The sequence below is a fragment of the Chitinophaga fulva genome (genome assembly GCF_012927205.1).
Lineage (GTDB): Bacteria > Bacteroidota > Bacteroidia > Chitinophagales > Chitinophagaceae > Chitinophaga > Chitinophaga fulva.
In genome coordinates, this window is the sequence record NZ_JABBGC010000004.1 from 51,662 (window position 1) to 67,286 (window position 15,625).

The 15,625-nt window shown below is 49.0% G+C and carries 10 protein-coding genes; 5 read left to right on the forward strand and 5 right to left on the reverse strand.

Annotation, left to right across the window (positions count from 1 at the left end; genetic code table 11):
* The first annotated feature begins 199 nt into the window (after positions 1-199).
* From HHL17_RS28575 to HHL17_RS28585, 3 genes are all read left to right on the forward strand, one after another.
* Complete coding sequence (locus HHL17_RS28575; protein ID WP_169228281.1) at positions 200-3,175, forward strand: leucine-rich repeat domain-containing protein; 2,976 nt, start codon at positions 200-202, stop codon at positions 3,173-3,175.
* A gap of 20 nt (positions 3,176-3,195) precedes the next feature.
* The gene (locus HHL17_RS28580; RefSeq protein WP_169228282.1) at positions 3,196-6,297 is read left to right on the forward strand and encodes a leucine-rich repeat domain-containing protein; all 3,102 of its coding nucleotides are present in this window, start codon (positions 3,196-3,198) and stop codon (positions 6,295-6,297) included.
* A gap of 134 nt (positions 6,298-6,431) precedes the next feature.
* Entirely contained in the window at positions 6,432-7,229 is a 798-nt protein-coding gene (locus HHL17_RS28585; protein WP_169228283.1) for a M48 family metallopeptidase, read from the forward strand.
* A gap of 109 nt (positions 7,230-7,338) precedes the next feature.
* On the opposite strand, the gene HHL17_RS28590 is transcribed toward HHL17_RS28585, so the two are convergent.
* From HHL17_RS28590 to HHL17_RS28600, 3 genes are all read right to left on the reverse strand, one after another.
* Entirely contained in the window at positions 7,339-7,968 is a 630-nt protein-coding gene (locus HHL17_RS28590) for a DUF5710 domain-containing protein (protein WP_169228284.1), read from the reverse strand.
* 101 nt (positions 7,969-8,069) lie between these two features.
* Positions 8,070-8,525: a VOC family protein gene (locus HHL17_RS28595; RefSeq protein WP_169228285.1), complete on the reverse strand. Its 456-nt coding sequence runs from the start codon at positions 8,523-8,525 to the stop codon at positions 8,070-8,072.
* A gap of 143 nt (positions 8,526-8,668) precedes the next feature.
* On the reverse strand, positions 8,669-9,760 hold the full coding sequence (locus tag HHL17_RS28600) for a hypothetical protein (RefSeq protein ID WP_169228286.1): 1,092 nt from the start codon (positions 9,758-9,760) through the stop codon (positions 8,669-8,671).
* A gap of 210 nt (positions 9,761-9,970) precedes the next feature.
* Here HHL17_RS28600 and HHL17_RS28605 point away from each other — a divergent pair, with 210 nt between their 5' ends.
* Positions 9,971-11,644, forward strand: a complete 1,674-nt coding sequence (locus tag HHL17_RS28605) for a TPM domain-containing protein (protein ID WP_169229107.1) — start codon at positions 9,971-9,973, stop codon at positions 11,642-11,644.
* Positions 11,645-11,713: 69 nt separating this feature from the next.
* Here the strand turns inward: HHL17_RS28605 and HHL17_RS33475 are convergent, their stop codons facing one another.
* On the reverse strand, positions 11,714-12,544 hold the full coding sequence (locus HHL17_RS33475) for a DUF6515 family protein (protein WP_206156213.1): 831 nt from the start codon (positions 12,542-12,544) through the stop codon (positions 11,714-11,716).
* A gap of 56 nt (positions 12,545-12,600) precedes the next feature.
* Positions 12,601-13,551 (reverse strand): ADP-ribosylglycohydrolase family protein, encoded by a 951-nt coding sequence (locus tag HHL17_RS28615; protein WP_169228287.1) that lies wholly within the window; start codon positions 13,549-13,551, stop codon positions 12,601-12,603.
* A 1,158-nt stretch (positions 13,552-14,709) separates the two neighbouring features.
* On the opposite strand from HHL17_RS28615, the gene HHL17_RS28620 reads away from it, so the two are divergent.
* Positions 14,710-15,606, forward strand: a complete 897-nt coding sequence (locus HHL17_RS28620) for an aldo/keto reductase (RefSeq protein ID WP_169228288.1) — start codon at positions 14,710-14,712, stop codon at positions 15,604-15,606.
* Positions 15,607-15,625: the final 19 nt, after the last annotated feature.

Consider the following 15,625-nt stretch of genomic DNA (forward strand, 5'->3'; position numbering starts at 1 on the left):
AGTATAAGTATACGGATTTTTTCATATTACCTGATGCGCATACCGGTATCAGAAACGTCCATATCGCTGGCGTTGGTACAGCGCTATGGCTGGTAAAATTACTGACAGGATTGTTGGATGTTCTGTGATCAATGGGAGCATTTCTTTTTGATGGCAGCGGAAAGTTTTCTTTCTTTATACGGCGATAACCCATATGCCTATGGACTACTTTGAGACCCACATTATGAAAGACGCGCAGGAAACAGGATATGTGAACCTGCAAGGGAAAAGACTGGTCACCCTGCCCCCTGGGTATGAAGCCGCAGCACGGCTGCCTTATGTGCATTTTGATGTGAGCGACAACCAACGTTTGCAACATGAAACTGTTATCGGTCAACTGGCTTCGATTCCCCATATTCAAGCCCTGGACATGGCAGAAACCAATATGAAAGAACTGCCGGCCGGTATTATCCGTTTATCAGAACTGCAATATCTCAATCTGTCGGAAAACGGACTGACGGAGCTACCGGGGTTTATCGCTGAGCTTCAACAGCTGAAGGTCCTGAGAATAAATGATAATGAACTGGTCAGGCTGCAGGCGCTGAAACGGCCATTACCCTGTCTGGAAGAACTGCACTTGTTCGGTAATGCATTGACGGAGCTGGCAGCATTCGACCTGTCGGTATTTCCGGCGCTGAAGATATTACACCTGAGCGAAGGCAAGTTTAGCCACCTGCCGGAGTCCATCACCCGGTTAGCGCATCTGGAAACGTTATCAATTAACAATAATAAAAAGCTGGAGATAGATGATACCTGCCTTTTACTGGCAGGCTGTAAATCCCTGAGACGGTTGTCCCTGGCGAGATCCGGCCACTTTTTCCATACTGAAAGTTTAGAACTGCTACAGCAGCTTACTGCGATAGACCTGAAAGGGACCGGCGCCCAATCCTTACCAGATATGCCCAATCTGACAGAGATCGATTGCGACTGGCAACTCCCTGCACCCTTTTATTTTAATATGATAAAAGACCGGGACATGGTGAATTCGCTTCATCTCTCTGATATACAGCCTTACGAGGAAGATGGCGTCCGTACCCTGCCAGCCAATATTGGAGAACTCAAATATCTCAGAAGGCTTACCTGTACCGACTTGCAGCGCCTTCCTGCTTCGTTGGGAAACCTGGGACAACTGAAGTTGCTTGAATTTATAAATGGGCAATATACCAGTCTGCCTGATCTCTCCGGCTTGCAGGGATTGGAAGAAGTGTCCATTTCCGGTACCGGTTTTACAACATTCCCGGAATTCATCTATCAACTACCGGCTCTCAAAACACTGACTATCGAACGTTGCAATGTATCGCCGGACTACGCCCGTGTTGTCCGGCTGCCGGCATTGGAAAAGGTGTCAGCCGATAATATGACAGACGCGGACCTGCAGCATTTTATGCGACCTGTAGAGGGGCGCTATATTGAGGTGTTACTGCCCACCAGTCGTCTGCCGGAGGCTTTTTATGACCTTCCCTGTGTACGGGAATTTGATTTTAATCAACATAAAAATATCGATGTCAACCTGGTGTTGTCAAAGCTACATCGGCTACCCAATCTGCATACGCTGATCTTCAATAAAGTCCGCCCGCTGCCGCTGGCTACCTGTATCAGCTGGTTACAACAGTTACCGCAGCTGAAAAAGGTCACGCTGTATCTCACAGAACAACAAGTACCGCCATCACTGGCAGATTTGACACACCTCACACATATTTACCTGTGCTGGAATGAAGCTGGCTGGGGAATCCCCGACCTGCCGCCTGTGCTGGCCACTATGCGTCCTGGACAATTGGTACTGGAGAAAAAGCCCTTCACAGAGGCGTATATGCATGCTTTCGAAGTACTGCATACCCACAGGATAACAGGAACGGCTGCACGGGAACTGGCTTTCTGCCTGCTGGCGCGCCGTTATGATACGTTGAAAAAGATGCTGCCATGGCCTTTCACACCGGATGGAAAATTACCTGGTGCGCAGGTGTATATCGCCGGTGATACGACCATGTGTACACGAAAAGAATTAAAGGAAATATTGCAGCAACGCGGCGCCACTGTGGCAGGGGAAATAGCTGCCGCCACCCACATCTTCGTGGGACGGAATATCAGCGCTACCGCGATAATACAACTGTCTGAGCGCCTTCTTCCTGTTGTGCTCGAAGATCACCTCAAAGAACAAACAATAAAAGAAGACAGGCCCTTTTTCATGGAAGCAGGAGGGGACGAGCTTGTCAGCCAGGTGACACGTTTAATAAAAACGGAAAACAACCTGATGCTGGCCTTGCACATTATTCGTGGAGGTGGCGCTAACCCTGTATTGCTGGGTTATCTGGCAGCCATCTATCTTTTCCATCATGATAAAAATATTGTAACAGAAGCTAAAGTCCTGTTCAGAAAATTCGCGTCCGCTGCGTTGCAGCATCATATTGACGTTACCTGGAAGCCGGAATACCGCTATAAACGGGAGGATGAATTTGCCCCGGTATACCTGCATCCGGAGCTGGATATGTTTGCTTTTCTGCTGGCCTATATGAGGTGCAGGAGTTTTAATGAAACAGTAACAGGTAACCTCTGGTTGAAGAACATCCCTGATGATGCCGTTACAGACAGCATTCGTGACCTGTATCCTTTGAACATGGTTTCCATAGAAAGCCCGGGTAATGACGCTATAACGCGGCTGCTGGAAAAACTACCCTTGGTGAAATTTCAGAGCCTGGTGATCGAAGCGCCGCTGGAGACGTTACCGCAAGCCGTCTGGGGTATTCCCACATTGTACAGTATCAGATTGGTGCTTAAAGGAAGCCCCGGTTTTACCATTCCGCCGCTGGAACCTGGACGCATGGCTTTTTCCCGCTTGCAGATGGAACTAGGTCATCTGGTAAATCCGGAAAGATTGGCTGCCTGCACGCAGTTGAAGGAGTGCGTTATCATAGATTGTAATCTGTCAACAGCGGATTTCGTAACAGGAATGCCCGGCTTGGAAACGCTGAACATTGCCAATAATAATATGGCTGCGCTTCCTGCTGGCCTCAGACAATGCACGGAGTTGTCCTCCCTTTTCATCATGGGAAACAGCATCACTGAAAAGGATGTCGATACGCTGAAGCTGCCGAAACTGAATACCCTGAACAATTCACCCTACACAAAAACCTATTAAACTCCCTTACCTGAAAAGCCATGGAACACAGACAGATGTACGCCGAACCCGGTATTACAGAACTGAATGATTTAAAGGAAGCCAAAGATTGTCCGCATCCCAAAGTGCGGTTCGTACTGCATAGCAAGCGCCTGAAGAAAATGCCGGATGTGAAAGAAGCCGCGCATATACCATATGTACAGTTCGATCTGGGGTATAATGAAGCGCTCGATCATGCCAGCGCGATAGATGAACTGGCTGTCCTGCCACATCTCAAAGGCCTGGGTATGACGAAAACCAAAATGAGCAAGCTCCCCGACAGCATCGGTGGGCTAACCGGATTAGAAGCCCTGGAAATCACCGGCAATCAACTGAAGGAGCTGCCGGACAGTATTCAGTCACTGAAAGAACTGCGTATCCTGAACCTGCGGACCAACCGGTTTACCACCTTCCCTAAAAATCTGGCTGGCATGTTGAAACTGGAGGAACTGAGCCTGCGCTTCAATGAAATTAAAACCCTGCCTAAAGAGATCGCTGCTTTTCCGGCTTTGCAGCTACTGGACCTTTCTTCTAACAGCATTGCTGTTTTGCCTCCGGCGATTAAAGAGCTGTCGCGGCTGAAGGAGCTGCATATAAAATACAATAAGCTCACCCGGTTGCCCGACGAACTCGGCGAACTTCAGGAACTGGAAGTGGTGGCCCTCAACGGTAATAAGGGGCTGGACTTTGATCAGGCTTTCCGGGTGCTGGCGAACTGTAAAAAGCTGAAACGCCTGCGGTTAAAGGGTTGTGGCCTCAAATCCCTGCCGGATTCCATTGTCCTTCTCGAAGGACTGGAATCCATTGACCTACAGGACAACTACTTCGATGAACTACCGGAAATCCTGTTGCAGTTAAAGCATCTGCGGGAAATTATGAGTCCCAATCCATTGCCGATGCCTTTCTTCATCAACATGATAAAAGATAATCCGGAGTGCACCACGTTCAGCACCAGTAACCTGTTGCCCTATGTGCATAACGGAAAAAAGACGTTGCCGGATGAGATCACACAGTTGCGGCATGTGACGATGATGTGCCTCTATGACCTTGAGGTACTGCCGGCGTCACTGGCGCAGATGACCTGGGTACGGACTTTGGACGTACACGGAGAAGCCTTGCAGGACTGTCCGGACCTTTCCAGCCTGACGGTGCTGGAGGCGCTTTTTTTGTCGGGTGTAACGTTGCCTCAATTGCCCGACTGGGTGTATCGGTTACCCAATCTCCGTAAGCTGATGTTGCCGGAATCTATTTTGACGGTGGACTTTGCACGGCTTGCACAACTGCCACAACTGGAGGAACTGTCCGTACCGGCTATAACGGAGGAGAATACACGTTTATTAAAACAGGCTCCCTGTCTTCGCCGTCTGTGTTTTCCGCACGGTACCCCGCAGCTGCCGGACGCGTTTTTTGAGTTGCCCTTCGTCGATACATTCGATTTTGATGACTACCGGGCGGTTGAGCCGAACACCATCACACCTCAGCTGAAACGGTTACCAAGCCTGAAATCAGTTGATTTTGGCACAAGGGAGCAACCGTTTGATTGGTATATAGCGTGTCTGAAGGACCTGCCAGCATTAAAGGAGGCAACTTTCTATGCAGATTCCCTGCAGCTGCCTGAATCGTTGTTGGAACTGTCTCACCTGGACAGGCTGAATATCCATTTTACACAGGATGCGCTTTATGGCCGTAACTGGGTAGAGAAGAAACCTGAGATTCCGTTGGCATTGGGCCGTGCCAAAGGAGGCCAGATCGTGCTGGAAGACCGGGGGCCGCTGAAGCCCTACCGTGCTGCGTTTGCGCAGCTGGCTACCATGGATGTACAGGATGGCCGCCGGCGGGAAATAATTTTCGGGCTGCTGGCGCACCAATACGAGGCGCTGCATGCACTGCTGCCTTATCCTTTCGATGCAGCTGGCAACATACCCGGTGCGAAAATATATGTTGCAGGTACGCCTACACTGGGAGATAAGAAGTCACTGGCGAAGCTCCTGCAAAACCGCGATGCTGATATAGTAAAAGATGTAAAGGAAGCCACGCATTTATTCCTGGGGCAAAACATCCCGGAGGATACTGTCAGCGGGCTTTTCCGGCAGGACTATCAGTATATACTGGAAGACCACCTCAAAGCCCAGGAAATAAAAGATGACACGCCTTTCCTGATGACGGAAGAGAACCAGGAGCTAACGGAGCAGATTACACGTTTATTGGCAGATCAGCATACCAATAATATTGAGCTGGTGCTGCAAATGATTGAAGGTGGTGGCGCGGGTAAGGTGTTGCTTAGTTATCTGGCGGCTATTCACCTGTTTCATACGGATCTGGTTATCCGTAAACAGTCCAGGACATTGTTCCGCAAATATGCGTCGGCTACATTGCAGCATCATCTTAAATCCTCATGGGAAGCCCGGTTCAAGGACAGGCCGGAAGATGACTGCCGCGTACTGTATCTGCACCCCGAACTGGATGCCTGTGCTTTTGTACTGGCTTTTCAGATGGTGAAAAGGCAGGAGGCTAAAGGTTACCGGGTGAATAGCCTGGTGCTGCGTGACATGCCTGCCAGCGACATCTCCGACGTGCTGGCACATTTCCAGCATGTCAGATCGGTGAACCTTGATTTGGGCGAAACGACTGACCTGCCGCGTCTGGTGGATTATTTGCGGCAACTCCCGCTAACGGACTTGTCTGTCAGAATTACAACGGATGAAATACCGGCGTCACTTTTTACCCTGCCGGTAGAATTACATGTTGGGCGTAAACATGATAGGGAACTGACGATACCCGATCTGACAGGGGTAGAAGTCCGCCTTAAAAAATTCTGGATGGCATATGTGCCGCTGAAGCACACAGAAAGGCTGGCGGCCTGCCGGGAATTGACTTATCTGAGCCTGGAGTTCTGTGAAATCCCTGATATGACATTTGTTACAGAGATGAAAAACCTGGTAATAGCGGAACTGCAGGGCAACCGGTTTACTCATATACCTGCGGCCTTAAATCAGCTACAGCAGCTGGAAAAACTGAGGTTGGATTATAATCCGTTCCCTCCTGGTTGTTTCGACTTTACGCAGTTGAAAAAACTGGAAGACCTGAGGCTGCCCAATGCGTAATACCTCATCAATAAAAAAGTTGTCCTGATAAAGGACAGCTTTTTTATTTCAGGTATTCACGTGAATATTTCCTTTATCTTCGCCGCGCAAATGTTTTTTAACCTTAAACCATTTCCTAATTAAACAGTTGTTTTATGTTTGTTTTTACTCGCTGTAGCATTGTTTGTGCTATCTCCCTCGCATTGGCTTCTACTGCCAGCGCCCAGTTCAAACTCAATTCCAAAACCATTGGTGCAGGCGTGAAAGCTGCGAAAGCAGTGACCCTGAGTGATGATGAAGTCATCAAATACACCAAAGAGTACATTCAGTGGATGGATGAGCATAACCCGGTAGCACCTGCCGATGATCCTTTGGCGCAACGGCTGGCTAAACTGACTGCCAATGCTACCAATTATGAAGGCATGAACCTGAACTTCAAAGTGTACCTGGTAAGGGACATCAATGCCTTTGCCTGTGCGGATGGCAGTGTGCGTGTATGTGCCGGCCTGTTGAAGGTAATGACAGATGATGAAGTGATGGGTGTTATCGGTCACGAGATCGGACACGTGAAAAATAAAGACTCCAAAGACGCTTTTAAAACAGCGCTGATGACTTCCGCCCTGAAAGACGGTGTGTCTTCACAAGGTGGTGCTGCCGGCGCCCTGAGTGATTCTCAGCTGGGTGAGCTGGGTGAGGCGGTCGCTAATTCTGCGTATTCCCGCGGTCAGGAAAGCCAGGCTGATAACTACGGTTATGATTTCCTGAAAGCGAATAAACTGAACCCATGGGGGATGTCCACCGCCTTTGAAAAACTGTGGAAAGCATCTCAGGAAGCCAACAACGGCGAGAAGAAAAAGAAAGGCGCTCAGCTGTTCTCTTCTCACCCGGATACCGAGAAAAGAATGGTGACCATGGCTGAAAAAGCGACGAAAGACGGGTATAAGAAACCGTAATCATTTGGTTATTTAATCATTTTAGTATTTAAAAATTTAAAGAGTTCACTTGTTGGGTTGCCCCATGAGTGAACTCTTTAAATTTTTAAATGACCAAATATCAAAATGATTAGGTTCTGCCGGCAAATTCATTAATCAACCGCACATTATTATTCATATTGTAATCTGCGTCTATGTGTGGGGCGTATTTAAACGGGAAAGCACGGAGCGTAATAGCGGTGGCTGCTGCTGCATCGTCCGGGTTAAAGATGCTGCCCGGGTCGGCAAAAAGCGTGGCATCATCAATGTCTTTACCGCAATGTTCGCAATGGTTGCACCAATAGAAGCCGTCTGCACTTCTGGCCGGACCTTGTTTGTAATGCGGATAGTTGTCCCGGAAGAAATTGAACAGATGGGCTGAGATAACGGATGTTTGCTGAAACAGCGTGAAAAAATCCAGTTCAAACCATACCAGTTCGTCCCGCTCGTTCATGTCTTTTTCATAAAAGAAATCGCTGCCAATAGCGATGACCGAGGTGTTGTGCTGGCAATGCGGACAGGTTTGGTGCGCATGGGCGATAATCACTTCATCCGACAGGATGATGGCAGTATCCCGGTCAGTGATCCATTTGTCTACCTCCATGATATGATCATAGTTGATATCCGGCAGGTACCAGGTTTGCAGGTTGGCATCCCACAAAGCCCCTTTTGACTTGGCTTCGGTTTCTTCCGCAGCTGGAACATTCAGTAGTAATGACATAATCTTGGAATGTGGTCACTGAATTTAACAAAAAAAGACCACTCTTGCCCGTTATTTTTTTAGGGCGATGATCAGCCGTTTGTTGCCTGCTGCCCGGAAGTTTAGTATTTGTCGTCGTTGATCTCTATCCAGTAGCCGTCAGGGTCGCGGAAATAGATCTGCTGTACGCCGTCCACCCTTTTGTTGATCGTATTGGGTTTGCCCGGCCAATCCTCATAGGTGACGTGGTGTTGCCCCAGCACAGCGATAAACTCCTTCATGGAGGGAACACTGAAGCAAAGATGGGTGTCTTTGGGGTGTATTTCCGCTTTGGCGGCCCCGGAAATGATGTGCAGCTGACTATGGTCTCCTACCTTGAACCAGCTATGGCGACCGTCTTTAAAGGGCTCGTCCATTACTTCCAGGCCGATAACGTCCCGGTAAAAGGCAGTGGCGCGCTCCAGGCTGACAACATAAATCGCGATATGGTTCAGCGACGGGTATTTTTTGGTCTGTGCTTGTACGCTCGTGGAAATTCCCATGATGGCAAAGAAAAGAATAACTATCGTCTGTTTCATACAAACAAGATAAAAAAGATTTTGGCATTTTGCCATTTGGCTATTTTTTTATTTAAAAATGCAGCGAAGACCAACCTAACATAAAGTGGTCTTCGCTGCATTTTAAATAATCAAATAACTAAATAGTCAAATATCCCAATAGCCTAGTTGCTTTTGAAAGCCACAGACTGAATAATCACATCCAGTTTCTTTAACACGGGGAGGTCCGAGCGGAGGGTTTTATCACCAGTTACCTGGTCATATTGTTTTGGATCGCCGGTATTGTTCGCTTTCAGCTGGATGACAACGCCTTTGCCTTCGAGGGCGCCGCCCTGCCAGTCTCTTACGAGGCCGCCATTGGTCCATTCAAAAGCATTGATACGGAAAGGGCGACCGTTTACTTTGATCAGTTTCTCCAGTGGATCACCGGCTTTGATGCCATAAGGTGATTTCCATTTGGACGGAAAATGAGAAAAGGTGAGGATGTTGCCGTTTTCGCCGTCAAACTGTACTTCCAGTTCATCGTCGGTGTCAGGATAGATCACATAAGCTTCTCCTTCTTTGGTACCCGCCAGATCGGTGGCATCGCGCTGGGTAACGTTGTCTTTGCCGTACATTTCCACCAGTTGTTCAGGGGTGCGTACCTGGAACAGGGGTTTCACCTCCCAGCTACGTGTATCCACTACAGTAGTGGCGGCGGCAGCGGGAGCAGTGCCTTCTGCGGTGGTAGTGGTAGTGCCTGCGGCAGCTGTTTCACCGGTTGAAGTGGAGGCAGTGCTGCTTGCGGAGGCTGTTGCCTGCGCCATGGCAGCCGGCGGTTGTTTGCCGGTCACTGGACCGGTATAAGTCTTCAGAAAATCGCTTTTATCTTCCAGCAGGGCTTTGGTATCGTTCTTATATTTATTGGCGGTGTAGGTGGCCAATGGAAAAACGCTGTTGGTTTGCAGGTCCATATTGCGCAGGTTGGTGATGAACCGTTGCCGGTTACAATCACTGTACTGGTACAGGTATTTCAGCGCCGCATCCAGGGCAGGGAGATCGTTTTTCAGGTTGAACATGGTAGAATCGATGTCCAGTCCACCGGCGCCGCTGCGGTTCAGCTGCTCCGCGATATAGCCGGTAATCGAGTCGTTTTTCAACGTATAATGATGGGCCACCCGGGCAGAGAAGTCTGCGGCAACGGTTTCCGACAGCTTGGTCTGTGCGCTTAAAGCCAGCGGAAAAATTAGGGCAACCAATACAAAAAGCCTTTTCATGTGCGCGGTATTGAATGATAGTAATAGTGACAGTGGTGACTGCCTGAGTCATCACTAAATTATGTAATATTTGCCATTGCCGTTGAAAATACTGCGGTGATGGCCGGAATATCTTAAACGTACAGATACTAAAATATAGTATTTTTAAATCCGCCAGGACTTCGTTCCGGCTTATTTTTTAATTGACGATTGCCTGAATCACCCGTTGTTATGCGAAATATTTTGTACCTGTTGTTGGTATCCCTGTTAATGTCCTGCGCTGGCCAGAAAACGAAATACTCGGTGGAGAACGTGCCAGACCCCAAAAAAAATGGTGGCGGCTATATCAGTAACCCCGACCATCTCCTCACTGCCGGAACTGTAAACAGCCTGAATGAAAAACTGGCCACCCTTGATAACGGTGGCAGGGCCCAGGTGGCCATGGTGCTGCTGAAAACCATCGGCGACAATGAGCCCCGCGATTTTGCCCACAAATTGTTCAACTACTGGAAAATCGGTAATGCATCTACCAATAACGGCCTCCTGGTACTGTTAGTGGAAGATGCGCACCGGCTGGTATTTGAAACCGGTAAAGGGCTGGAGGCGGATATGCCCGACATCATCTGTTTCCGTATCCAGCAGGATTATATGATCCCGTATATCAAAAAAGCGGATTATGACCAGGCGTTCGAAGAAGGCCTGAAATCCATTTCCGCCCAATTACATAGCGGCAATTACGCTTATGATAAAGATGTGCAGCAGCCGGTGGAAGACCATTCCCTGTTGCCAGACGCAGGGGATACGCGGGAAGCACCTGAGCCACAGGGACTGGTGGCAGCTCCCCGCCCGGCTCCGGCAGAGATTTCCACTGATCCCGGTGAAGCGGCAGGTGCTGTGCCTTCGGGCATTGCTCCGGATGAAGGCATTGCCAGCGCCCAGCCTTTTGCGGTTACGCCCTCGCAGACGACCGATTACCCGGTAACAGGAGAATTCGGCGGAAGCACCTATTTCGCAGGCATCCTCTGGTTGGTTATTTCGGCAGCTATGATGAACGTGTTCTTCGGGAAAAAGCCGAAGCGGAAAAAGGGCGACGATCCCATGCCGGTGAGAATGAAAGACCTGCCCAACGACTTTCTGCGGCCCGGACTGGCCGGTTTGTTCTTCATTCATGTGACGGCATTTGTTACCCTGAGCTTTCTGGTGTTGAAAAGAGGCTGGTCGGTCAATTTCTTTACGGCCTTTGTGCTCTATTACATCTTGTGGACACTGTTTATGATCATTGCTGTACTGGTGATATCAATCAGGGCCAAAAGTGTTCTGCGCGAGAAAGACCGGCATCAGCAGTGGTTAAGTCATTCCCGCACGGCGAATAGGTTCAGAGCAGCTAAATACATCTTCCCGCTGCCGCTCTGGTTTTATCTGGCTGGGCTCAAACGCCGGATGGACCAGCTGCGCAACGATCCGTACGATTGCCCGAATTGTTCCCATGCCTTGCATAAGCTCTCAGAAAAAGACGAAGATGTCTATCTTAAAAAAGAACAGGTGATAGAAGAAGACCTGATGGCAGTGGATTACGACGTCTGGAAATGTGATACCTGCGATCACCGGCTGGTACTGGATTATACCAATGTGAATACGGCTATGTCGGAATGTCCGCGTTGTTCCTATATATCACTGGAGTCCAAACAGTCCGTTACCAAAAAGAGAGCCACTACCAGGGAGGCGGGTTGGGGCGTCACCACTTATGCCTGTGCCATATGTTCCTACAAACACGATTACCGTTTTGAGATACCCCGTATCAGGGAATCATCATCTTCTTCGTCATCATCCTCTTCTTCTTCCTCCTCTTCTTCCAGTTGGGGTGGCGGATCTTCTGGTGGAGGTGGCGCCAGCAGCAGCTGGTAATAGCATATAGAAAAGGGCGTACCGGATGAGAGTACGCCCTTTTTTTATTGTATTTGTTCCTTCCTTATTTTATTGATCTGCGTCCATTTTACCAACAACCTGGTAACCTGTGCCATTATTGGTATTTACCTGTTGGTAATACATACCGTCGGGTGACAGGAAGTACTGTTGTCCGTTGATCTGTACGGAACGGCTGCCTTCAGGGAGTGATTTCAGGATATCACCAGGAACCGTTTCTGTACCGTTGTTGGTATTGTCGTTATTCTGTGGGGTAACTACTGTATCGCCGATCTTACCGTTTTTACCGACTACTTTAAATCGACGGCCATTGTCGGTCATGGCTTCCTGATAGTAGGTACCATTCAGTTCGTAATAGGTGCTGCCGTTGAACTGTATTTCAGAAGCGCCATCCGGCAGCTCCGGAACAGCTGCTCCCATCGGTGGGTCTACCACACGGTAACCGTTGTCGTCTTTATCAGATTCGTAGTAAGTTCCGCCGGAGTAATACACAGGGCCGAACTGAGGGCCGAGGGCAAAGTAGCCGTAAGGCAGGGTGGAAACATAGAATCCAATGGGAGGGAAGTAGTAAGGACGATACCGGTAATAACGACGGTAGCCCGGTCCATACCATCCATGGCTGTAATAAACGCCTCCGTGATACACAGGTCCGCGGTAGCCGTGATAGAATCCTCTGTTTACGGGAGCCATTGTTCTGGGAGCGCTGAAATTGCTACGGGAACCAAAGTTCGGGGCAGACATACGTGCTCCTCCGCCATAGTGTCCGCCTCCGCCTCCAAAGTGGCCTCCGCCACCACCGTGACGTTGAGCAAAAGCGCCGGTCGCTGTAGTTGTGCATAGCAGCCCAATCAACACAAACAGCATATAAAATCTGTTTTTCATCTTCTTCTGATTATAATGGTTAGACTGATTTCAGATCAAATAGTTTAAGGAGAAACTTAGGCAGAGGGTGTACTGAGCGCGTCTGTGAATTGTTGTGACAATTCGATGATTTTAGCTGATTTCGCCACTCCCTGAACCCATTGCTCAGGAATATTATCCAGCCCGTAATGGAGGCCTGCGGCAGCTCCTGCTACGGCGCCGGTGGTATCCGTATCACCGCCCAGGTTGACCGCTGCAAGCACGGCATCCTGGAAATTGCCGGTATTCAGCAGGCACCAGAGCGCACTTTCCAGCGTGTATACCACATAACCGGAACTTTGAATATCATTTTCAGTCAGGTTAGTGATATTATCCTGTAGTATCCTGTTGAAAATCCGGATTTCGGCGGCATTGAACTGCTGCTCAAGAATAAAATCATTCACCGCTGCCTGCATCACCTGGTAAGACTCCTGTATGTCTTTTATCGTTAAAAGGTTCCGCAGGAATTCCACATAAATGAAACAAGCCATCACAGAGCGGAAATGCATATGGGTAATACCGGATACCTCTTTAACAATGTGATAACGTTGTTTGATATTCTCTTCACGGGCCAGATAAATGGCTACCGGCATCATACGCATCAGGGAACCGTTACCATTTTCAAATTCTTCAAAACCACCGGAGAACAAGGGAGAGGTACCGTTGCCTATCCGCCGCAAAGCGCGTTGGGTAGTATGTCCGATGTCAAATACTTTATCATGTGCGCCCCAGTATCCTTCAGCGTACCACTTCAGGAAGGTATGGGCCATATGTGTAAGATTATATCCGTGAGTGAGACTTTCCGCTGTACAAAGGGTAAGGGATGTATCGTCTGAAAATGTGCCCGGAGGCTGGTTCCAGCATCCGTAACCAATAAATTCCCGGATGGGATTTTCCTGGAGGTAGCTCCTGGTTTTAAACTCAACCGGAACACCGAGCGCATCGCCAATAGCGGTTCCCAGAAAAGCGCCTGTGATCTGTTGTTGCATAGAATGGGGATTTATATTGTATATATACTGAAAAACGTGCCAACAAATGTTTTCGGTATGTGAAAGCCGCTGTTTGTTCAATTTGTCCAGCGGATAGAGGTGTGTTCACTCTTGTTCATTCGTCAGATAACCCGGATGGCTGTCTCTTTGTACGGTTGGCGTTTTATCTTTGCATGGTAACAATTAGTACTGACACCAGCATTCACCCCGGTGGATTTTTGGTAACAGGAAAGGTTAAACGGAAATAATTACCCAATGTTGACCCCGGCGGCTGCCACCCCATTGTTTGTTTGAGAACAGCTATAGACAGCTTGTTGGATACCAGCTGTGGCAGATGCCCTTCAAAACCCAACCCTCTTATGCACGCTTTTTTATTCAACACACATCGCCAGACATGTACTTTCCTCGGGAAATACCATTACTGCTTTTTTGCTCAGTGCTGGCCTAACTAGCCAAAACTGCTTTGACCAACCATTGCTACTGATTCAACAGCAATTTTATGGGAATAGGTGGATGAAAAGGACTGTTTTTCCAGACAGTCCTCCTGAAAAGCATTTCTGAGTCCAAATGCAGGTATATAAGATGAAGGCTGAAGGGACTGCCTTTCCAGGCGGTCCCCCCTCAGAAAACATCTTACTGCCGGCAACGGGCCATCACATAAATGTTGGAATGCCATGTAAAAGAAGGATAGGAAAGGACCATCTTTCCAGATGGTCCGGTTTTCCGACTCACATGGCAGCATCAAAAGAAACTAAAAGTGCCATATGAACATGTGGGCAACTGCTATAAACAGCTTGTTCGCAGTACGATTGATTCAGCTTCAGGGACCGTCTTTTCAGGCAGTCCCCTGCCAGACAATTCAGGTTGCACCGCAACCTTCATCATAAATCAACATGCTCTATTCATAAGCGAAACGGTGGAATTTAATCACGGACCGTTTGTCCAGACGGTCCTGCTAAAGATTTTCAGATTAAGGACGGATTGAGAATGGTAAGATCAATATCAGCATGGGCCGCCTTTCCAGGCGGCCTTGTATTGTACAACTGATGAGTCATGGGTTAAGCATGGGGCGTTTGTTTAAACTGCCCCGCTTTTTTTAACTTCGTTTGGTATGCTTCTGCTGAAGCAACAGATGAGAACTTGTAAAACCCGCTTTTTATGCAATACCATCAGTTAGGCAAGTCAGACCTGCGCATCAGTGAAATCAGTTACGGCTGCATGTCGCTGGGCAGCGACGATGCAGACAATGCCCGCCTGGTACAACAGGCTATAGACGGAGGTGTCAACTTTTTCGATACCGCCGACCTGTATGATCACGGGCAGAATGAAATCACCCTGGGGAAAGCTTTGGAGGGTAAAAGACAAAACGTCATCATTGCCACCAAAGCCGGTAACCAATGGCGGCCGGATGGCAGTGGCTGGGATTGGAATCCCCGCCGGGAGTATATCCTGGCCTGTGTGGAAGAGAGCCTGCGCCGGCTCAATACTGATTACATCGACCTGTATCAGCTGCATGGCGGTACATTGGAAGACCCTACAGACGAGACTATTTCGGCATTTGAGACCTTGGTGCAGCAAGGCAAAATCCGTTACTACGGTATCTCTTCCATACGTCCCAACGTGATCCGGACTTTCGTGGAACGGTCCAATATAGTGAGTGTGATGATGCAATACAGCCTGCTGGACCGTCGTCCGGAAGAAAGCTGTTTCCCCTTGCTGGAGCAACACAATATTGGTGTGCTGGTCAGGGGCGCAGTGGCGAAAGGACTGCTGGTCAACAAAGCACCGGAGCCGTACCTTAATTATGACGCTGCCGATGTGGCCCTGGCTGCGGCGGCGGTACAACGTATATCCACTGCCAGCAGAGGCCCGGCTGCCACGGCGCTGCGGTATGTGTTGCAGCAATCCGCTGTTACCACGGCCGTTGTGGGGATGCGTACCGCACAGCAGGTACAGGATGCGCTGGCTGCTGCCAGTGCCACACCGCTGACGGCAACGGAAATGCAGCAATTGCAACAAGTGCTGCCGGTCAACAGGTATGAACAGCACCGCTGATGCCCATGTAGCAGGATCA